Raw genomic sequence first — 19,797 nt, forward strand, 5'->3', positions numbered from 1 at the left:
TTAATTGCTAATGAGTAATTACCTTTTTATTAAGGTGCTTTGTACTGCCTCAAATATAACCGAATCACAATCGTTATATTCGAATGATGAGTTTAGATCGCCACTTAATTTCTAATGCAGTTCGTAAATGCATTCTCTCATTTACCTGCACTACTTCTTTTATATTGGAAAAAAGTTGTGAATACATTACTGAATAAAATGAATAGAAAAAAAACACGTATTCTTTCTCTATTTATTTGTACCTTACTAACGATGACAAGCTTTGTTACGCTAGCGACAGCATCCCCTTCTAAATACCCAGAAACCTTAAAAGTGGCTCTTGGTAACGAACCAACAACGGGATTTGATCCTATTCTTGGTTGGGGAAAATACGGTAATCCACTATTCCAATCGACTCTATTAAAAAGAGATAAAGACTTAAATTTTGTTGGCGATTTAGCAACGGAATGGCGTCTAACGAACAACAAATTAACTTGGATCGTCACCCTTCGTGATGATGTGCTTTTTAGTAACGGAGCACCGCTTACAGCTGAAGATGTTGCATTTACCTACAACCAAATCTTAGCTCAAGGCAGTACCCATGATTTAAGTGCATTAGAAATGGCCGAACCATTAACGCCAACCTCTGTTGCTTTTCATTTAAAGCGTTGTGATATTACCTTCTTAGATCGCTTATCTTCTATTGGTATCGTTCCAAAAAAATATTACCAACTACGTAGTGACAGTGCGATAAAGTACGGTTCCTTGCCTATGGGATCAGGCCCTTACATTCTCAATAAATGGGAAAAAGGCCAATACGTTAGTATGAGCTTAAATCCTTATTATTATGCTAAAAAACCAAAGTTTAATAACATCATTGCCGTGTTTGGAAACGAAGATTCTCGCTTTATTCAATTAAAAACACATCAACTTCACTTAAGCGTCATTCCACAACGTTACGCCAATCAAAGCATTGGCGATTACAAGCTATGGTCAGTACCAACACTGGATAACCGTGGTATTGTTTGGCCAATGAATTATCATGAAGGATCAGATATGACGTATGTAAGCTCTGATCCAGCAATACGTGAAGCCTTCGAATGTCTTATTGATAAGCAATTAATCGTTGAAAAACTACTGGATGGTTATGCAACGCCAGCCTACTCAATTGCTGATAATATGCCGTGGGGATTAGATACCTCCTCTATAATTCCAACGCCAATAAATTTAGCTCATATCGAAACACTGCTAAAACAAGCAGGATGGAGTGATACTAATAATAACGGCATTATCGATAAACAAGGCTATGAAGCCTCTTTTACTCTTCTTTATAAGGCTGGAGATAGCGTAAGAGAGCAACTGGCTTTAGCTATTAGCTCTATGGCAGATAAAATTGGCATAAAAGTGACAGTTAAAGGACTTGAGTGGAACGCCATTGCTCTCCAAATGACAACCACGCCTGTTCTTATGGGATTTGGCAGTCATTCAGCCAGTGAAGTGAATTATGTTTATCACTCTGATTTCGCACATACCGATTTCTACAACTCTGGTGGTTACAGTAACCCACAAGTCGATCTAGCTATTGATAACGCATTAAAAGCTGACACTTGGGATGAATCTATTCCTTTTTGGCAACAAGCTCAAAAACAAATACAACAAGATCGCCCTTGGACATGGTTAGTTAATATTAACCATCTATATATGGCTGACAAATGTTTGGATTTAGCGCAGCCAATTACAGAGCCTCATGATCACGGTTGGCCATTAACTGCAAATATCGAAGAGTGGCGTTGGCAGTGTCAATAAATACTCATCATCCTCGCATTGTTTGCTTTAGTATCACACGTTTACTACTGCAACTTTGCTTGGCTCTATTCATTATTAGTGTATTGATTGCGTTTCTCCCTATCGATCCTATTGCTCAATATTTTAATGGTAATGTCCTTGCAGTATTTGGCGAACAAAAAACGCAGTTAATAGAGCGACTTGGATTAAATCAATCCATTCTTGAGCAAATAATGACATTTGGTCACGCCTTATTCTCTGGAGATCTAGGGTACTCTTACCATCGCCAAGAAGAAGTTAGCCAAATCATTTGGCAGCGCAGTCGTTACTCTATTATTTTAATGAGTAGTGCGAGTCTGCTTGCCTTAATTTTTGGTTACAGCATTGGGTTGTTTCTTGGATTAAAACCCAACACTATATTAAGTAAGATCATCACCCAATTAGCGTTAATGGTTAACGCTATTCCAAGCTTTTGGATTGGCTTGATTCTAATTACAATCTTTGCAATTAAACTGGTCTGGTTGCCAATAGGAGGAATATCACCTATTGGAGTATCGCCAGAAACAACCTCTTTTTATGACAAAATACCTTATTTCATTTTGCCATTAACCACGTTAATTCTGGGTTTGATTGCTCCTATCATTTTACATACCAAAGAGAAAGTGATTGATGTTATCCAGAGCCAACATGTGCAATACGCTCGAATTCATGGGTTATCAACATTATCGGTTGTTCGTTTCCATCTATTAAGAAACACCTTAATACCGGCAATTGTTATTCAACTCGCGGGATTCTCTGAGTTATTTAGTGGATCTGTCATTATTGAAACGGTGTTTAACTTTCCTGGTATAGGTCAAACCTTAGTGCAAGCAGGCTTAAGTGGTGATACTCCATTATTGTTCGGTATCACCTTATGTTGTGCTGTGTTTGTTTTTGTTGGTAATGCAACAGCATCACTATTAAGTAAACGACTCTCTTTATCGACATCGTTTTAATTTTAAAGGAGATATCCCATGCTTAAAAAGCACCTTCCTTTATTATTATTTTGCTTATTAATTTTGATTTCGATTACTTGGCAAAATAATGGCGAATCCATTGATTTATTCAATCGAAATATCGCCCCTAATGTACATGAATGGTTCGGCACCGATTGGCTTGGTCGAGATGTATTTAGCCGCACACTAAAAGCATTACTGTTTAGTCTTGCTATGGGAGGACTCTCTTCTATTTTATGTGCATTACTTTCATTGTGTTTCGCGCTAATTGGAAACATTAACAACACTTTCAATAACTTAATTAATCTTATGGTCGATGTATGGAGTTCACTCCCACATATCCTAGTGATGATCGTATTATCTGTGTTAGTTGGTGGGGGTTTTGAAGGATTAGTTATAGCAATTACATTAAGTCACTGGCCAAAGCTAACTCGCCTATTAAAAATTGAAATTGAACAACTTAGACAAAAACCATATGTCCTACATTCGTTATCATTTGGCTATTCAAAAATACACACTTATGCCGTACATATTACTCCGCATATTTTACCTCAAATGCTAATAGGTATGCTTATGCTATACCCCCAAGCCTTGGTTCATGGTGCTGGCCTCACTTTTTTAGGTTTTGGTATAGAACCCTCAACACCCTCTATGGGCGGTATGCTATCAGAAGCCAGCCAATACCTACTCAGTGGACAGTGGTGGCTCGCTCTATTTCCGGGGATTATGCTAGTAATAAGCTCACTGCTATTAATATCAATTGGAAAATCTTATGAAAAATCAAAGCAGCATAATGCTTGAATTAAAAGGCATAGAGATAAGATTAAAAACAAAGACACTACCTTTGTTTTCCAAGCTATCATTATCTTTAAAACAAGGGGAAATACTCGGTATTATAGGATCAAGTGGCAGTGGAAAAAGCACATTAATTAATGCCATCATGCATGCACTGCCTTCTGAATTTGAACTATCCGGAAAAATCAATATAGCATCAGGGACACGGTTAGCTTTGGCTGCTCAAAGTCGTAATGCATTAAACCCTACGACCAAAATTGGCCGACAACTATCACAATTTATTCCGAAAAACTCATGGTTTACTCATAAGAATAAAGACAAGGTCCGTGAAGCGTTAACTCATGCACAACTGCCTTTTTCCGTGGCAGAGCTCTACCCACACCAATTATCTGGTGGAATGGCAAAGCGAGTACTTTCCGCGTTAGCTTTTATTCAGCAACCAGGTATTTTAATTGCTGATGAACCAAGCTGTGGGATTAATGACGAATACAGCGCTCCCCTCTTTCAACATTACCAGCATCTTGCTCATAAAGATGGAAAAACAATCATTATCGTTAGTCATGATTTATCTCATATCATTGATATTGCGGATCATATATTGGTTCTAAAAAACAATAATGATGATGAAGATACCGCATCTATTGAGCACACTACGCCAAGTCATATTATTAATGGCGAAAGTAACGCATATAGCCAAGCATTGTGGCATGCACTACCAAAGAACTGGAATTAATATGATTTCTTTAACTAATGCGACTGTTGAATATCAAGAAAAAACACTCTCACTACCCAATATCAGGCTCCATAAAGGAGAAATACTTGGATTGAATGGAGTAAGTGGCTCTGGTAAATCTACTCTTGCGATGCTATTAGCGGGATTTATCAAACCAAAAACGGGAGAACTTAACGTTCCTGTCTATGGAAAAAAAACACCTAACCCTGTTCAATGGGTTGGTCAACATCCTGAGCTGGCTTTTAACCCTAAATGGCACATACTTAAATCACTAAAAGAAAGCTTTCAAGAACATGACGTTGAACCCCTTCTACAACAGTTTGAGATTGATAAACAATGGTTAACTCGTTTGCCTACGGAATTATCAGGTGGACAGTTGCAGCGCTTAGCTTTACTTCGTGCTCTTACACCTAGTACTCAGTATTTATTATGCGATGAAATCACCGCTCAACTTGATTCTATAACTCAACAAACCATTTGGAAGCAGTTATTGATTTTACAAGAAAAGAGAAATCTAGGGCTCTTAGTTATTTCACACGAAAAACACTTACTCAATTCCATTTGTAAAAAAATAGTTACTATAAATTAAGAAGAAGTCTTCTGTTATTTCTATCAAATAAAAGAACAAATTTTCTTTTTATTTTGAATAAAAAAAACGAGTTAAAAAAGTGCATTTTTTCGTTATTTATCTATTGCCAAGTACAAATTATAGGATTAATATCCGCAGGGTAAATCGTTCAAAACATCTTATCTAAAGACAATTTATTTATTCATATTCATGTTTACACAAAATAAATTCTCTTTAATTTAAACCAGAGTAATTCACTCGACACTGCCTAGATTTAGGCAATTAAAATTTATTCAGAATACTTATTTCTCTAGTTTTAAACTGGAGGCGTACGCTATTTATTTTCATTCTTTCTTCTTCAAGAAATATGCTATATCGGCAGGGTTAGTTATGCCAAAAATAAATACATCATCTTCAGGTTGGTTAGCTGATATTTCCCTTTTCTATGAAAAAAGAGGGACAAATACCAAGTTGGTTCATCGTGAGCAAGTTGGCCCTTTAATGGTGCAGCGCCCTTTTTATCCTGAAACCGGTGTCGCCCATACCTATCTACTTCACCCTCCCGGTGGCGTAGTCGGTGGGGATCAATTAAATATCAATATTCATGTATCACCACAGGCTCACTCACTTTTAACCACACCCGGTGCGACTAAGTTTTATCGCAGCTCTGGCGCTATCTCTTCACAAACACAAAACCTCACGGTTGAAAGTGATGGATTTTTAGAGTGGTTACCTCAAGAAAATATCTTCTTTCCTGATAGTCAGGCCCAATTAAAAACTCAAGTTGAGCTTCATAAGAATGCGCATTTTATTGGATGGGAGATGAACTGTTTTGGTCGCCCTGTTCTGAATGAAATATTTGAAAATGGATTTGTTACTGGCAGAACCAATATCAAAGTAGATGATCAACTGCTGCTTTCTGAGTCTATGTACATTGATTCAATTGATGAAATAAAACACGCCGCAGGCATGAGGCACTATCCCATGCTTGGCAACCTTTATATTTACCCCGCGTCAGAAGCACTAGAAGAAAAATTAAGAACACTGATTGATGAAAATTTCCATGAACAACCTGAGTTATTTGGCAGTAGCAACCCTATTTGTGGGATTACTGAGATTGATGGCTTATTGGTTATTCGTTATTTAGGTCACCAAACAGAACCTATGATGGCGTGCTTTAGCACCTTATGGCAGCACACTCGCCAACATTGGTTAGGAAAATTACCCGAAGTCCCACGAATCTGGGCTACATAATTAAGTTGGAATCGCTATGGAATTAACACCAAGAGAAAAAGACAAACTGCTGCTTGCCTCTGCTGGCATGATAGCTGAAAGACGTAAAGCCCGCGGACTAAAACTGAATTATCCAGAAGCTGTGGCTTTAATTTGCTTTGAGATTATGGAAGGTGCTCGTGATGGTCGCACAGTAGCTGATCTTATGAACTACGGTCGTACCATTTTAACCGCTGATGATGTGATGGAAGGCGTACCAGAAATGATCCCTGATGTTCAAGTGGAATGTACTTTCCCTGACGGCACCAAGCTTGTTTCAATTCATGAACCAATTGTTTAAGGAGAAAATCATGATCCCTGGAGAATTAAGAGTGAATGATGACCTTGGTCAAATCGAATTGAACGTAGGTCGAACAACACAAACGCTTTCTGTCGCTAATTATGGTGACCGCCCTATTCAAGTTGGCTCTCATTATCACTTTTATGAAGTCAATGAAGCGCTTCATTTCGATCGTGAGCCAACCAAAGGCTTCCGTTTAAATATCCCTGCAGGAATGGCGATTCGTTTTGAACCCGGCCAACGTCGCACCATCGAACTGGTTGAATTTGCAGGAAAACGTGAAATCTACGGTTTCCAAGCCGCCATCATGGGTAATGTCGATGAGCACATCACTGCAACAATTTCTGACGATAAAGAGGTGAAGTAATGGCACATATTTCTCGTACGGCTTATGCCAATATGTTTGGACCGACAACAGGCGATCGCCTTCGTCTAGCTGATACTGAACTGTTTTTAGAAGTAGAAAAAGATTTTACAACCTACGGCGAAGAAGTGAAATTCGGCGGCGGTAAAGTGATCCGTGATGGCATGGGTCAAAGCCAAGTGGTTAATAGTGAATGCGTTGATGTGGTTATTACCAACGCATTAATTCTCGATCACTGGGGTATTGTTAAAGCGGATATCGGTATTAAAGATGGTCGTATCTTTGGTATTGGTAAAGCGGGCAATCCTGATGTTCAACCGAATGTCGATATCGTTGTTGGCCCTGCAACCGAAGTTGTGGCTGGTGAAGGTAAAATAATTACCGCTGGCGGTGTTGATACGCATATTCATTTTATCTGTCCTCAACAAGCTGAAGAAGGTTTAACTTCTGGCGTAACTACCTTTATTGGCGGTGGAACAGGCCCAGTAGCAGGTACCAACGCAACCACGGTAACGCCGGGTATTTGGAATATACACCGCATGTTAGAAGCGGTTGATGACTTACCTATTAACGTTGGTCTATTTGGTAAAGGCTGCGTAAGTAAACCTGAAGCACTACGTGAACAAATTGAAGCCGGTGCAATGGGACTAAAAATCCATGAAGACTGGGGCGCAACCCCTGCGGCTATTCATAACTGTTTAAACGTGGCTGATGAAATGGACATTCAAATTGCCATTCACTCAGACACTTTAAATGAGGGGGGTTTTTACGAAGAAACCGTTAAAGCCATTGGCGATCGTGTTATTCACGTATTCCACACAGAAGGTGCTGGCGGCGGTCACGCTCCAGATGTGATTAAGTCTGTGGGCGAGCCTAATATTTTACCAGCATCAACCAATCCAACCATGCCATACACCATCAATACCGTTGATGAACATTTGGATATGTTGATGGTCTGCCACCACTTAGATCCTTCTATTCCAGAAGATGTGGCTTTTGCTGAATCTCGTATTCGCCGTGAAACCATTGCTGCTGAAGATATTCTTCATGATATGGGGGCAATTTCTGTGATGTCATCGGACTCACAAGCAATGGGCCGCGTAGGTGAAGTGATCATTCGTACTTGGCAATGTGCGAATAAAATGAAACTTCAACGTGGCATTTTAGAAGGTGATAACGAGCATAACGATAACGAACGAATTAAGCGTTACGTAGCTAAATACACCATCAACCCAGCGATTGCTCATGGTATTTCACACGAAGTTGGCTCTGTTGAAAAAGGCAAACTGGCTGATTTAGTATTATGGAATCCAGCATTTTTTGGTGTAAAACCGGCGCTTGTAATGAAAAGTGGTTTAGTCGCTTACGCCCCAATGGGAGACATTAATGCGGCAATCCCAACACCACAGCCTGTACATTATCGTCCAATGTTCGCCTGTTACGGTAAAGCGAAATTCAAGTCTTCAATGCTCTTCCTATCTCAAGCAAGCATCGAAGCGGGTGTGCCTGAGAAGTTGAATCTACAAAGCCAAATTGGTGAAGTAAAAGGGTGTCGTAATATCTCGAAAAAATCGATGATTCATAACAGCTATACACCAAACATTGAACTAGACAGTCAAACTTATGAAGTAAAAGCCGATGGCGTTCCTCTTGTATGCGAACCAGCTACAGAGCTACCAATGGCACAACGTTATTTCTTATTCTAACCCCCTGCCTCACTGGTTTTCTACCTATTTACCGGCGGGGCACTTTTTAGAGTGAACAATCATGATTAAATTTACTCATCTTGTACATCACCACCATGATGAGCATCATCACAATGAAGAGCATGCTCATAACACAACTGAACTAACCATTTGCCTAACGATGCAAGAGCGCACTAAAAGTCGCTTAAAAGTGATGTTAAGTGATGGCTCTGAAGCGGGTCTGTTTTTACCACGTGGGACTGTATTAAAAGAGCACGATATCGTTGAAAGTGACGATGGTATTCAAGCGATGATCACTGCAGCTGAAGAGACTGTTTCAACGGTTTACAGCGATGACTTATTGCTACTTGCAAAAGCATGTTATCACTTAGGCAACCGTCACGTTCCTCTACAAGTTGAAGCTGGTTGGTGCCGTTACCTACACGATCACGTACTTGATGACATGGTGCAACGTTTAGGATTAAACGTAAAAGTTGAACAAGCAAAATACCAACCTGAACCGGGTGCTTACGGTGGTTCAAGTGCGGGTTCACACGATGGTCATCACCACTAAGGGCGGTCATTGTGTTAGAGGATTTACGGCTCTATCAATTAATTAGCCCGTCATTACCCGTTGGCTCATTCACTTATTCGCAAGGATTAGAATGGGCGATTGAAAAAGGCTGGGTAACCAATGTGACTGAGCTAAAGCATTGGTTGAGCAATCAATTAATGGACAGCTTAGCCACTCTAGAGCTGCCTGTTTTAGCCAAATTAACTCAGTTATTGCAGCAAGAAGAATGGCAACAAGCTCAAGATTGGTGTGATTTTATTATCGCCAATCGAGAAACCAAAGAGTTACGTCTTGAAGAAAGACAAAGAGGACTCGCTTTCTCTATGTTATTGCCAAAATTAGGGATCGAATTAAATCAAACCACCCTACCAATGGTAAAACAAACTCAAGTTGCTGCTTTTGCGTTAGCCGCTAACCATTGGAACTTAACACCAACTAAACTCGCTGCAGCGTATGCGTGGGGATGGTTAGAAAATGCCGTTATCGTTGGTATTAAATTGGTTCCATTAGGGCAAAGTGCCGGACAACAACTGCTACTCGATATGGCAGAAATTATTCCACAAGCAGTAGAAAAATCACAGCACTGGCCTGAACACCTAATAGGTAGCTTCACCCCAGCGCAAGTATTGGCAAGTTCTCGACACGAGAGCCAATACACTCGACTATTTAGATCGTGAGAAAATAAAATGCAAGATTACAAACAACCTTTACGTATTGGTGTGGGCGGCCCTGTTGGTTCAGGCAAAACAGCACTATTAGAAATACTGTGTAAGACACTGCGCGATACATACCAAATCGCTGTAGTAACCAACGATATCTACACGCAAGAAGATGCCAAGATCCTAACTCAAGCTGAAGCACTAGATGCAGATCGTATCATTGGTGTAGAAACCGGTGGCTGTCCTCACACTGCCATTCGTGAAGATGCATCAATGAACTTAGCGGCCGTTGAAGAGTTAGCTCAACGCCATAAAAACTTAGATGTTGTTTTTGTAGAAAGTGGTGGCGACAACCTAAGTGCAACCTTCAGCCCTGAACTAGCGGACTTAACCATCTATGTGATTGACGTTGCTGAAGGTGAGAAAATCCCACGTAAAGGTGGCCCAGGTATCACAAAGTCTGATTTATTGATCATCAACAAAATCGACTTAGCGCCATACGTTGGTGCGTCTCTTGAAGTGATGGAATCAGACACTGCACGTATGCGTCCAACCCGTCCATACGTGTTTGCAAACCTGAAAGAAGGTGTTGGTTTAGATAAAATCATCGAATTCATCGTTGATCGCGGCATGTTAGACGCAAAGTAATTACGCTAAACAAATTGCGATAAACAAGCATCAATATAGACCTTCCTAAATAAGACAAAGCCCTGATACTACTTATGCCATAACTAAGTACGTATCAGGGCTTTTATTTTCAATTAATTAAGCTAACAAACTACGGTGAACTTTAATCACTATCTTCTTAATCAATCCTGATTGAGATACGACACACCCCGGTTTATGCGGCTCTTCAGGTAAGAATACGGCAAACATTTTAGGATGCATAATCACGTCATTACATTGATTCATACTTTCAACTAAGTAAAAATCATTTTCTTCATCATAAGATTTAGCTATTGGGTTAACCTCATCCTCTAATGAATATTGGATACGCTCTTCACCACGAATTAAGCACTGCACATCAATGTACTCTTTATGTACTTCAGCTTGTTTGCTGCTTGCCTCACCCGTTTCAAACTCCATGACATTAGCAAAAATGTTTTCGCCATCAATAATGTGTTTTCCTGTTGGTAACGCTTCTAAATCTGTTTCATTTAAATACGCCAAACACTGCTGAATAACACGTGGTAAATACTGGTTTGTTTTTTGGTGCTCAATATGACCATAAATCATAACACTGTCCTTAAAAGAGCCTTTATAAATACAAAGGCTCAAACTCAATTATCAATTACGCTTTTTCAGTGGTGGTTGAACGCTTTTCTTTTGTTGCACTTAGCTCATCAATTTCATCACTGTTTAAATTATTCTTGAACATTGGTGCGGTTAGGTAACCCACGATAACCACCATCAAAGTACCGATAACACCGTAGAAAAAGAAGTTTAAATCCGTAGCTGAACGCACCCAAAGCACAGTAGCAATACTTGCAACTACACCTAATAACGCACTGTTTGCATTTGCACGGCGAACGAATATACCAAGCATAAATAGTCCCGTCATTGGACCACCCATTAAGCCAAGTAAGCTGTTGAACGCATCCCAAATTTCACTTTCGTTAGACATAATTAAGTATGTTGAAGCGACGACACCTAAAAGACCAGCAACAACAGTTAGTGTTCGACCAATTCTTAGCTTCTGCTCTGAGGTTGGGTTCTTGCTCACTTTTTCGTAAATGTCAGAAGTAAAACACGCTGCAATACTATTTAGACTACTTGAAATACTTGATTGTGACGCTGCAAATATCGCTGCGATAATTAGACCAGCAACTCCGACAGGCATTTGAGAAATAACGTAGAAAGGTAAAATACCGCCCGTGTTAAAGTTCTCAGGAAGCAACTCTGGGTTTTGAGTGTAGTAAGCAAATAATGCAGAACCTACAGCGAAGAAGAAAATAGGAACACAAGCCACTAATTTCGCATTAGTGATCAATGCTTTTTTAGTCTCATCAATATTGTCTGTCACAATGTAGCGCTGAACCACATCTTGGCTAGCAGTAAATTGTTGTAAAGAAGCAAAGAAAAAACCAATCATTAATACTGGAATCGTACTGTCCGTCCAGCTCCAGCTAAATTGCTCTGCAGGGAAATATTTATCCGCTTGGTTCGACATGCTAAACACTTCAACAATACCGCCATCCACATTAAAGCAAATAACAACAAAGATAAGAATTGCAGCAACAGAAAGCATCACACCTTGAATTACGTCGGTCCAAATTACCCCTTCAATACCACCAAGGAAAGTATAAATAATACAAAGAACACCAATTAAGAACACAATCATTAACGGGCTAATATCAATGAATGGCATTAACGCCAACGCCGTTAAATAGGTAACAATCGCAATACGACCAATATGGAAAAGCATGAAAGAAATACTGCCAAATAAGCGCATTTTTACATCAAAACGTCTTTCTAGGTATTCATATACAGAAGTCAGATTTAGCTTTCTAAAAAAGGGAATATAGAACCAGAAAACGATAGGAAGAATAGCAATAGCGACATACTGACCAATTAAGAAAGTCCAGTCACTTGTATACGCTTTTGCCGGAATAGACATAAAGGTAATAGAGCTTAAGGTTGTTGCAAATACACTGAAACCAGCAGCCCAGCCGGGGATCCTTCCCCCAGCTTTAAAGTAATCATCAGCTGATTTTTGACGACGTGCAAAATAAACACCCACTGCCATAATTGCCCCTAGATAGACAAAGAGAGCAATGTAATTTAATGTACCAAATGATTGTGCTTCCATCGGAATATACCTTGTATAATTTTTGTAGGGTTAAATTACTATTTCTTAGAAGTTCTTTTTTTAACGTATTTTGTTAGCCCAATGAGCAACACCAATCAATCCTGCATCAGCGCCGCAACGAGCATGCTGAACCTTGGTTTGGTATGGTGAAGGTTGTTGTGCTAGGTAATGCTGTACGAGTTCTAAATAATGAGGAGCAAGACCAACACTGCCTCCTAAAGTGACCAATTCAATATCTAATACCATTTTTAAATCGGCAATTAAGTTGGCTATCGCCTTAGCTGAACCGTTTACGATATCTGTGGCATTAGGGTCATTTTGCGAAAAATGTTTAAAAACCATTTCCCCTGTGCAGTCATCGCCAAAATAGTTTTTTCCGGCTTGGCCTATCGCGGTACCTGAAGCAATACTTTCAACACAGCCTCGACGACCACAGCCACATATCGGTCCATTAGGATCCGCAAGCGTATGTCCTGCGTGACCTGCAATACCATTCGCACCGATAAGCAGATCATCATTAATAACAACGCCAGCACCAACGCCAGTGGATACGGTAATAAAAGCCATGTTGACCATATTTAACTTAAGTGTTTGGTATTCAGCCCATGCGGCAGCTTGCGCATCATTAATGACTGTTGTTGGCTTTTTCGTAATTTTTTCAATCACAGCTCTTAGTGGATAATTATTTAATCCCCCCAAATTTAACGGATTTAAAGCAGTTAATACTCCATCATTAATGATCCCAGTTGATGCTACAGCCACTGTTGAAATATCATCTAAAAATGGCGTTAATAGTTCCTCTAACGCTTTATCCATCTCTTCTGGTTGGCTAGACGATGGTGTCGCTATTTGCTGACGACGTAGCACTTTTCTAGAGTCAATGATTGCCGCCGCAATTTTAGTTCCACCAATATCAACCGTTAGGCAAGGCTTCATGCGATGTCCTTAATCATGTTTTTCTTACCAAGCTCAACTTCAGATTTAAACCAACCACAAATATGCTCAATACGTGTAATTGCTGAACCAACAGTGACGCAAGATGCTCCCGCTTCTATTGCTTCTCTAGCCAGTTGTGGTGAATTAAAACGCCCTTCAGCCATAACAAAACACCCTTGATTTGCTAATTGTTGAATGAACGGGAAATCCGGTTCTTTTGGAGTGATTGGTGTGGTGTATCCAGATAATGTTGTACCTATAATTTCAACACCCAGTCCATGGCAAAACATTCCCTCTTCATAAGTCGAAGAGTCCGCCATGACTAAACAACCTAAGCTTTGAATTTTCTTTACTAATTCTTCGACGGGTACAGGTCGAGGTCGGTGAGTCGCATCAATTGCAATGATATCTGCCCCTGCTTCTTTTAATGCAATTACGTCCTCGATATAAGGTGTAATTCGAACCTCAGAGTCATCAAGATCACGTTTAATAATGCCAATAATAGGAACCGATACATGTGGTCTTACTGCTTTTAAATTATCAATGCCTTCAATTCGTAAACCAATAGCGCCCCCTTCAACACTTGCCATTGCCATAGCAGCAACAATTTCTGGTTTATCCATTGGGCCATCATCAACTGGTTGACATGATGAAACGAAGCCTTGAGATAATGCATTTAATGTCTTGTCGATATTGCTTCCCATAAAGCTGAACTCCAAACTTAATAGCAACATAATAGTATTACTCCAAACTACACCAATGGAGTAATACTTCAATCCAAAGATGTAAAAATGGAGATCTGGATCTCTTTAAAAATAAAACCAACAAAATCTGAAGGTACAAATCGCCCTATTTATAAGGATTTTAATTGATTGCATTTCGACATTACTGTATTTTTGACTGTATAAAATACGGAGTGTAACTCCAGTAGGAATGAATATTTGATGGATAAGGCAGAAAAATGAACAGTACAAATGCTCAAAATAATCAGTATATGATTACCAATGTTGATGTATTTAATGGTCAAAAAATAGAAGAAAAACAGGCTATTATTATCAATAACGACTCAATTTCATCCATAATTTCAATGAAAGAAGCTGATTCTTTAACTCTAGATCGCATTGATGGAGAAGGTGCATTAGCAACCGCAGGTTTTATTGATATTCAATTGAATGGTTGTGGTGGCGTGTTACTCAATACCGACATAACGCTTTCAACATTAGAGACGATGAATAAAACCAACGTAAAATACGGAACAACTCAATACTTACCAACCTTAATTACCAGTACTGAAATCGACCTTCATAATACCTTGTCAATGATGACCAATTTTGAAAATGCAGAACAAGAAGGTGTATTAGGACTTCACCTTGAAGGACCTTTCATCAGTATTGAGAAAAAAGGCGCTCATCAAGCTCAATACATTCGTGAACTAGATTTAAATACTGCTCACCTGCTTGCGCAACATCGTGACCAAATAAAAGTCATTACTCTTGCTCCAGAACATATCAAACAAGACGTCCTAGATTGCTTAACAGCCGCTGGGATCACGGTTTCAATTGGGCATACCAACGCCACTTATGATCAAGTAAACGCCCGTACTGGTTTCACTATGGCTACGCATTTATATAATGCAATGACACCTCTAGGTTCAAGAGAACCAGGTGTGGTTGGTTATATTTTCGATCAAAAGCCTCATGCTGGTATTATTGTGGATGGCATTCATGCTTCATACCCATCCGTTAGAATTGCTCACCAACAACTAAAAGAAAAACTCTTTTTGGTGACCGATGCAGTCACTCCCGCAGGAACAGATTTAACAGAGTTTGATATGGCAGGAACGCCTGCTTACGTAACTGACGGAAAATGTCACTATAAGGACGGCACCATTGCAGGCGCAGCTATTACCATGATTGATGGGGTACGTAACTTAATTAAACATGTGGGTTTATCAAAAGAAGAAGCATTGAGAATGGCAAGCTTATACCCAGCTCAAGCGTTGAAAATAGACAATGAATACGGTCAATTAAAAGAAGACTACAAAGCAAATATTACTCTTATCGACAGTAATAATGACATTACAACAACGATTCAAATGGGTAAATTGGTTTATCAGAAATAAAAAATAGGCCGTGAATATGTGTATATTCACGGCCTTATAATTTTATACAGTCAAAGAATTACGATTGATTAGAAAGCGCTTCTGTAGTCTTCAGCTTATTGGCTTTTGCACCGCTAATATCACGTTTAACTAATAAGGTATAAATTAAATCCAATACGAACAACTGCGATATCTTAGTACCAATAGAGTCACCTTGCAGTTGTCCCTGCCTATTACCGTTCACTAAAACATAATCAGAATACTTAGTAATATCCGAGCGAGGATTATGCGTAATGGCAATCGTCGTCGCTCCATTCTCTTTTGCTAAACGTAATGCTTTTGTCGTTTCAACTGAGTTACCAGAGTGGCTAAGCCCTACTGCGAAATCCCCAGGTTGCATTAACGATGATTTAATATACATAAAATGGTTATTGGTAAATGCATCCACATTTAAACCAATTCGCATAAATTTATGTTTTGCACTTTCAGCGGTTAAACCTGATGAACCAACACCAAAAAAGTAAATCGCTTTTGCGTCTTTTAATGCTTCAGCTACCGACTCTAAAGACTGGAAGTTAAGCAAATTCATGGTTTCTGCAAGAACACTTTCAATAGTTGATTGAAGCTTATGCCCTATCACTTCCGCATTATCTTCAGCAGTAACATCGGTATCAAAGATCTCTTTTTCTCGACCTTGAAGGTTAGAAACTTCAATCGCCAATTCCATTTTAAAATCTTGATAGCCCTTAAAACCGAGAGTTCGACAAAAACGAATAATGGTTGCATCACCCGCATTTACAATCTGTGATAATTCAGCAATCGAGTGTTTACTCACTTGAGTCGCATTAGACATAACATAATCAGCAATACGCTTTGAAGATGGAGTCAGACTATTATAAAGACTGCCTATCGTATCGATGATGTTGCCCGCTTTTATTTGAATATTATGGTTGGACATCAGAAAGTAACCCTTGAATAAAACACGTTATGAATTCCATTTTGTCATGCCACTCCCACTTTGTGAAGTGTAACTCCATAATTATTATTCGCACTAAAAAAGAATAAATACGACACATATAAAAATAATTAGCGCTAAATTTACTCTCACAGATCACATTTACGACATTACGCTGTGATTTTCATGTTGCTAAATGAAACTTTACTCCATAAGATTAGTTTAACTCCAATATTGATATTTAAATGAAGAATAACTTCATTAAAAATAAACTAACGAGGCTTAAATGAAAAAGTTAACCGGTTTAATTGCAGCTCCACATACTCCATTTGATTCTTCAAACAACGTAAACTTTGAAGAAATTGATAAAATCGCCAAGCATTTAATCAAAGATGGCGTAAAAGGCATTTATGTATGTGGGACTACTGGAGAGGGCATTCACTGTAGTGTTGAAGAACGTAAAGCCATTGCTGAACGTTGGGTAAGCGCTTCTAATAATCAATTAGATATCATTGTACATACAGGTGCATTAAGCATTGTTGATACGCTAGAACTTACACGCCATGCAGATACACTAGATATTTTAGCTACATCTGCAATTGGTCCATGTTTCTTCAAACCAGGTAGCGTTGCTGATTTAGTTGAATATTGTGCAACCATTGCAGCAGCTGCTCCATCAAAAGGCTTCTACTACTACCACTCTGGTATGTCTGGCGTGAATTTAAATATGGAAGAATTTTTAATCCAAGCTGATAAACGTATTCCTAATTTATCTGGTCTTAAATTTAACAGCGGTGATTTGTACGAATACCAACGTTGCCTTCGAGCTTGCGATGGTAAATTTGATGTTCCATTTGGTGTTGATGAGCACCTACCTGGCGCACTTGCTGTTGGTGCAAAAAGTGCAGTAGGTAGTACTTATAACTACGCAGCTCCACACTTTAATTCAATTATCGAAGCGTTTAATCGTGGAGATCAAGAAGCGGTATTCAATAAGATGACAAATGTTATTGAGCTTATCCGTGTACTGGTTGATTTCGGCGGTGTGGCTGCTGGTAAAGTAGCAATGGAGCTTCACGACATCAATGCCGGTGATCCTCGCTTGCCTCTAATGCCGTTAACTGCAGAGCAGAAAGTAACCGTAGCAACTCGAATGAGAGACGCTGGTTTCATGCAATAAAATACAGACTTATCTTTGCTCTAAAGCTGAAAAACTTCCCCCTAGGTTTTTCAGCTTTTTTTGATCTATGTTTTCCCTTTTTCAACGTGTAAACTCACTATAGTTATCATTTATATGAGAAAAATTATGAAAGTTTATGATTGTTGTGACAAAGTTCGTGAGTTGTATTCGTTAATTGGTAGTGGTGATCAAGGTTATATCCCACAAGCCATCACTTGTGCCGTAAAAACACTAAACGATATCGCGGCAGATGAATCACTACCTAAAGAAGCTCGAGAACGTGCTGCCTTTGCTGCTGCTAACTTATTAATTTCAGATTTTGAGGATAAGTAATGACACCTGAAAAAATGGCTTCAATGGATCCTGTCATGCTGATGAGTATGGTTAATATGAAAATCAGAGACGAATTCGGTGATTTAGATAGCTACGTAAAATTCTATGAACTAGATAAAGACGCTCTCATTAAAAAGCTAGCTGATGCAGGGTTTGACTACCTAGAAGAAGCAAAACAATTTAGATAAGACAAATCCAATCAAAAGTAAAAAGCCAGCATAATTAACATGCTGGCTTTTTTTATATTTTAGGACGAGACAGTTTGAATGTTGAGTATTTATAACTAACTAGAATGATGCCCATAAAACTGTGATAACCAAAATAGGACACACAAATTTTACATACAGAGGCCAAACTTTACCAAAGAAACCTTGCTGGAACTCAGGATAACCCTGCTCAAGTTCTTTAATTTTAGAATGACGGCTCCATACCCAACCACCAAACACACAGAACAATAATGCTGCAATTGGCTGTAAATACTGAGTTGCAATCATAGCAACTAAACCAAATAGCTCACCAAAATTAAAGACAATAACAACGCTGAATGCTGCAATTAATGAACCTAAAACCCAACTTGTTGGCGTTCTTTTTGTTTCAAATCGCTCACTTACTAACGATACTGAACACTCAAGCATAGAGATCGACGAAGTTAAAGCTGCGATCGTTAACAACGCAAAGAAAACAATAGCAAATAAATCACCAAACAAACCTAAGCTATCAAACATCATAGGTAATACAGTAAATACTAAAGTATCAGAACTTAATAACGAACCGTCCTCTGCATAAATTTGAACGCCTTTTTGCATAGCAACAAACATCGCTGGCATAACAACAAGACCTGCAATAAAAGCAACAGCGGTATCAACTAATGTTACGTTCATAGCCATCTTTGGTAGGTTCTCTTTCTTACTTAAATAAGAACCATAAATCAGCATTGAACAACCACCAATAGTCAGAGAGAAAAAGCCCTGTCCCATTGCAGCTAAAATCAATTTCTTATCCATTACCTTTTCAAAATCAGGAATAAGGTAATGCTTTAACCCTTCTACAGCACCTTGCTGCATCATGATATAAACAAATAATAAGCCAAATAAAATGAATAATGCAGGCATCAAGCGAGTTGACCATTTCTCAATACCGTCTTTGATTCCACCTTGTACGATTAGAATAGTTAATACATAAAAAAGTATCGTACCTAGTAAATTACGTTCAATACTGAAGCCTTTAAACCATTCAGCAACATCATTCAATCCAACAACGTTTGCCATAGCGCCCAGTAAAAAACAGATTAACCATCCACCAACAATGCTATAAAACATCAATACAGCGCTAGGTACACTTAATCCAATCCAACCAACAAATGCACCAAACCTCTTACCTAGCGGATTAGACGTCAATGAACGCATACTATCTACCGGGTTTGCTTGCCCATGGCGACCAATGGCCATTTCGACAACCAACATAGGAAAAGCAACGACTAAGATCATAATTAAATAAACAAGCAAGAAGGCACCACCACCATTACTTGCCGCTTGAGTAGGGAAGCCCCAGATGTTACCAAGGCCAACTGCAGCCCCTGCTGCTGCCAATATAAAACCTAATCGTGAACTAAAACTTTCTCTATTACTGCTCATTAAAACGTATCACTCAACTAGTACAATGCAATTATATTACCTCAGATTTCATTAAAAACCAGAAATAATTATCAAAGTAATTGATTTATTTCTTATTGATCGCGATTTAAAGCAATATTCACTATTCTGCAATGAATAT

Annotated in this window: 22 protein-coding genes; 16 read left to right on the top strand and 6 right to left on the bottom strand. The window is 39.0% G+C overall.

The genetic code is table 11. From position 1 onward, the window contains the following. The first annotated feature begins 177 nt into the window (after positions 1 to 177). The 12 genes from HC728_RS02750 (at position 178) to ureG (ending at position 10,358) form a co-directional block, all read left to right on the top strand. Complete coding sequence (locus tag HC728_RS02750; RefSeq protein ID WP_235630875.1) at positions 178 to 1,785, top strand: ABC transporter substrate-binding protein; 1,608 nt, start codon at positions 178 to 180, stop codon at positions 1,783 to 1,785. After that, positions 1,776 to 2,759, top strand: coding sequence for an ABC transporter permease subunit (locus tag HC728_RS02755; RefSeq protein ID WP_190395102.1), 984 nt, complete (start codon positions 1,776 to 1,778; stop codon positions 2,757 to 2,759). Before HC728_RS02750 ends, HC728_RS02755 begins: the two co-directional genes overlap by 10 nt. An 18-nt stretch (positions 2,760 to 2,777) precedes the next feature. Next, the gene (locus HC728_RS02760; RefSeq protein ID WP_005418038.1) at positions 2,778 to 3,560 is read left to right on the top strand and encodes an ABC transporter permease; all 783 of its coding nucleotides are present in this window, start codon (positions 2,778 to 2,780) and stop codon (positions 3,558 to 3,560) included. Further along, the gene (locus tag HC728_RS02765; RefSeq protein ID WP_190395103.1) at positions 3,532 to 4,287 is read left to right on the top strand and encodes an ATP-binding cassette domain-containing protein; all 756 of its coding nucleotides are present in this window, start codon (positions 3,532 to 3,534) and stop codon (positions 4,285 to 4,287) included. The genes HC728_RS02760 and HC728_RS02765 overlap by 29 nt, the downstream gene beginning before the upstream one ends. 1 nt (position 4,288) lies before the next feature. Next, complete coding sequence (locus HC728_RS02770) at positions 4,289 to 4,876, top strand: ATP-binding cassette domain-containing protein (RefSeq protein WP_190395104.1); 588 nt, start codon at positions 4,289 to 4,291, stop codon at positions 4,874 to 4,876. Positions 4,877 to 5,245: 369 nt separating this feature from the next. Further along, on the top strand, positions 5,246 to 6,109 hold the full coding sequence (locus HC728_RS02775; RefSeq protein ID WP_065597207.1) for an urease accessory protein UreD: 864 nt from the start codon (positions 5,246 to 5,248) through the stop codon (positions 6,107 to 6,109). A gap of 16 nt (positions 6,110 to 6,125) precedes the next feature. Continuing rightward, positions 6,126 to 6,428, top strand: a complete 303-nt coding sequence (gene ureA / locus HC728_RS02780; RefSeq protein ID WP_005418034.1) for an urease subunit gamma — start codon at positions 6,126 to 6,128, stop codon at positions 6,426 to 6,428. Between the two features lie 10 nt (positions 6,429 to 6,438). Continuing rightward, entirely contained in the window at positions 6,439 to 6,795 is a 357-nt protein-coding gene (locus HC728_RS02785; protein WP_005418033.1) for an urease subunit beta, read from the top strand. Continuing rightward, positions 6,795 to 8,498, top strand: a complete 1,704-nt coding sequence (ureC, locus tag HC728_RS02790; RefSeq protein WP_005418031.1) for an urease subunit alpha — start codon at positions 6,795 to 6,797, stop codon at positions 8,496 to 8,498. Before HC728_RS02785 ends, ureC begins: the two co-directional genes overlap by 1 nt. A 61-nt stretch (positions 8,499 to 8,559) precedes the next feature. After that, positions 8,560 to 9,051 carry an urease accessory protein UreE gene (ureE, locus tag HC728_RS02795; RefSeq protein ID WP_190395105.1) on the top strand — a complete coding sequence of 164 codons (492 nt, stop codon included), beginning with the start codon at positions 8,560 to 8,562 and terminating at the stop codon, positions 9,049 to 9,051. 11 nt (positions 9,052 to 9,062) lie between these two features. Beyond that, entirely contained in the window at positions 9,063 to 9,728 is a 666-nt protein-coding gene (locus tag HC728_RS02800) for an urease accessory UreF family protein (RefSeq protein WP_190395106.1), read from the top strand. A 9-nt stretch (positions 9,729 to 9,737) separates the two neighbouring features. Then, the gene (gene ureG / locus HC728_RS02805) at positions 9,738 to 10,358 is read left to right on the top strand and encodes an urease accessory protein UreG (protein ID WP_190395107.1); all 621 of its coding nucleotides are present in this window, start codon (positions 9,738 to 9,740) and stop codon (positions 10,356 to 10,358) included. Positions 10,359 to 10,475: 117 nt separating this feature from the next. Here ureG and nanQ read toward each other — a convergent pair whose 3' ends face one another. Genes nanQ through HC728_RS02825 form a run of 4 tightly spaced genes read right to left on the bottom strand, consistent with a single transcriptional unit; the run spans position 10,476 to position 14,189 of the window. Then, positions 10,476 to 10,946 (bottom strand): N-acetylneuraminate anomerase, encoded by a 471-nt coding sequence (gene nanQ / locus HC728_RS02810; protein WP_155653293.1) that lies wholly within the window; start codon positions 10,944 to 10,946, stop codon positions 10,476 to 10,478. A 55-nt stretch (positions 10,947 to 11,001) separates the two neighbouring features. Further along, positions 11,002 to 12,519: a sodium:solute symporter gene (locus HC728_RS02815; RefSeq protein WP_012532967.1), complete on the bottom strand. Its 1,518-nt coding sequence runs from the start codon at positions 12,517 to 12,519 to the stop codon at positions 11,002 to 11,004. 60 nt (positions 12,520 to 12,579) lie between these two features. Continuing rightward, a complete protein-coding gene (locus tag HC728_RS02820; RefSeq protein ID WP_190395108.1) occupies positions 12,580 to 13,455 on the bottom strand; it encodes an N-acetylmannosamine kinase in 876 nt (291 codons plus the stop codon). Further along, on the bottom strand, positions 13,452 to 14,189 hold the full coding sequence (locus HC728_RS02825) for an N-acetylmannosamine-6-phosphate 2-epimerase (protein ID WP_005418021.1): 738 nt from the start codon (positions 14,187 to 14,189) through the stop codon (positions 13,452 to 13,454). The genes HC728_RS02820 and HC728_RS02825 overlap by 4 nt, the downstream gene beginning before the upstream one ends. A gap of 227 nt (positions 14,190 to 14,416) precedes the next feature. Here HC728_RS02825 and nagA point away from each other — a divergent pair, with 227 nt between their 5' ends. After that, positions 14,417 to 15,577 carry an N-acetylglucosamine-6-phosphate deacetylase gene (gene nagA, locus HC728_RS02830; RefSeq protein WP_190395109.1) on the top strand — a complete coding sequence of 387 codons (1,161 nt, stop codon included), beginning with the start codon at positions 14,417 to 14,419 and terminating at the stop codon, positions 15,575 to 15,577. Between the two features lie 58 nt (positions 15,578 to 15,635). Here nagA and HC728_RS02835 read toward each other — a convergent pair whose 3' ends face one another. Continuing rightward, positions 15,636 to 16,514 carry a MurR/RpiR family transcriptional regulator gene (locus HC728_RS02835; protein WP_005418003.1) on the bottom strand — a complete coding sequence of 293 codons (879 nt, stop codon included), beginning with the start codon at positions 16,512 to 16,514 and terminating at the stop codon, positions 15,636 to 15,638. A 283-nt stretch (positions 16,515 to 16,797) separates the two neighbouring features. Here HC728_RS02835 and HC728_RS02840 point away from each other — a divergent pair, with 283 nt between their 5' ends. From HC728_RS02840 to HC728_RS02850, 3 genes are all read left to right on the top strand, one after another. Continuing rightward, positions 16,798 to 17,691 (top strand): dihydrodipicolinate synthase family protein, encoded by an 894-nt coding sequence (locus HC728_RS02840; RefSeq protein ID WP_065604039.1) that lies wholly within the window; start codon positions 16,798 to 16,800, stop codon positions 17,689 to 17,691. 126 nt (positions 17,692 to 17,817) lie between these two features. Continuing rightward, positions 17,818 to 18,024 carry a YaeP family protein gene (locus tag HC728_RS02845; protein ID WP_005418000.1) on the top strand — a complete coding sequence of 69 codons (207 nt, stop codon included), beginning with the start codon at positions 17,818 to 17,820 and terminating at the stop codon, positions 18,022 to 18,024. Next, positions 18,024 to 18,212, top strand: coding sequence for a DUF4250 domain-containing protein (locus HC728_RS02850; RefSeq protein ID WP_005417999.1), 189 nt, complete (start codon positions 18,024 to 18,026; stop codon positions 18,210 to 18,212). The genes HC728_RS02845 and HC728_RS02850 overlap by 1 nt, the downstream gene beginning before the upstream one ends. A 99-nt stretch (positions 18,213 to 18,311) precedes the next feature. On the opposite strand, the gene HC728_RS02855 is transcribed toward HC728_RS02850, so the two are convergent. Beyond that, positions 18,312 to 19,658 (bottom strand): sodium-dependent transporter, encoded by a 1,347-nt coding sequence (locus HC728_RS02855; RefSeq protein ID WP_012534139.1) that lies wholly within the window; start codon positions 19,656 to 19,658, stop codon positions 18,312 to 18,314. Positions 19,659 to 19,797 lie beyond the last annotated feature (139 nt).

This window comes from Aliivibrio sp. S10_S31 (genome assembly GCF_014694495.1).
Taxonomy (GTDB): domain Bacteria; phylum Pseudomonadota; class Gammaproteobacteria; order Enterobacterales; family Vibrionaceae; genus Aliivibrio; species Aliivibrio fischeri.

Excerpts from the sequence above, each read along its gene's own strand:
- HC728_RS02815 (WP_012532967.1), bottom strand. The coding sequence starts at position 12,519 with ATGGAAGCACAATCATTTGGTACATTAAATTACATTGCTCTCTTTGTC.
- ureG (WP_190395107.1), top strand. The coding sequence starts at position 9,738 with ATGCAAGATTACAAACAACCTTTACGTATTGGTGTGGGCGGCCCTGTT.
- HC728_RS02840 (WP_065604039.1), top strand. The coding sequence starts at position 16,798 with ATGAAAAAGTTAACCGGTTTAATTGCAGCTCCACATACTCCATTTGAT.
- HC728_RS02775 (WP_065597207.1), top strand. The coding sequence starts at position 5,246 with ATGCCAAAAATAAATACATCATCTTCAGGTTGGTTAGCTGATATTTCC.
- HC728_RS02820 (WP_190395108.1), bottom strand. The coding sequence starts at position 13,455 with ATGAAGCCTTGCCTAACGGTTGATATTGGTGGAACTAAAATTGCGGCG.
- HC728_RS02850 (WP_005417999.1), top strand. The coding sequence starts at position 18,024 with ATGACACCTGAAAAAATGGCTTCAATGGATCCTGTCATGCTGATGAGT.
- ureC (WP_005418031.1), top strand. The coding sequence starts at position 6,795 with ATGGCACATATTTCTCGTACGGCTTATGCCAATATGTTTGGACCGACA.
- ureA (WP_005418034.1), top strand. The coding sequence starts at position 6,126 with ATGGAATTAACACCAAGAGAAAAAGACAAACTGCTGCTTGCCTCTGCT.
- nanQ (WP_155653293.1), bottom strand. The coding sequence starts at position 10,946 with ATGATTTATGGTCATATTGAGCACCAAAAAACAAACCAGTATTTACCA.
- HC728_RS02765 (WP_190395103.1), top strand. The coding sequence starts at position 3,532 with ATGAAAAATCAAAGCAGCATAATGCTTGAATTAAAAGGCATAGAGATA.
- HC728_RS02785 (WP_005418033.1), top strand. The coding sequence starts at position 6,439 with ATGATCCCTGGAGAATTAAGAGTGAATGATGACCTTGGTCAAATCGAA.
- HC728_RS02770 (WP_190395104.1), top strand. The coding sequence starts at position 4,289 with ATGATTTCTTTAACTAATGCGACTGTTGAATATCAAGAAAAAACACTC.
- HC728_RS02855 (WP_012534139.1), bottom strand. The coding sequence starts at position 19,658 with ATGAGCAGTAATAGAGAAAGTTTTAGTTCACGATTAGGTTTTATATTG.
- ureE (WP_190395105.1), top strand. The coding sequence starts at position 8,560 with ATGATTAAATTTACTCATCTTGTACATCACCACCATGATGAGCATCAT.
- HC728_RS02845 (WP_005418000.1), top strand. The coding sequence starts at position 17,818 with ATGAAAGTTTATGATTGTTGTGACAAAGTTCGTGAGTTGTATTCGTTA.
- HC728_RS02835 (WP_005418003.1), bottom strand. The coding sequence starts at position 16,514 with ATGTCCAACCATAATATTCAAATAAAAGCGGGCAACATCATCGATACG.
- HC728_RS02760 (WP_005418038.1), top strand. The coding sequence starts at position 2,778 with ATGCTTAAAAAGCACCTTCCTTTATTATTATTTTGCTTATTAATTTTG.
- HC728_RS02825 (WP_005418021.1), bottom strand. The coding sequence starts at position 14,189 with ATGTTGCTATTAAGTTTGGAGTTCAGCTTTATGGGAAGCAATATCGAC.
- nagA (WP_190395109.1), top strand. The coding sequence starts at position 14,417 with ATGAACAGTACAAATGCTCAAAATAATCAGTATATGATTACCAATGTT.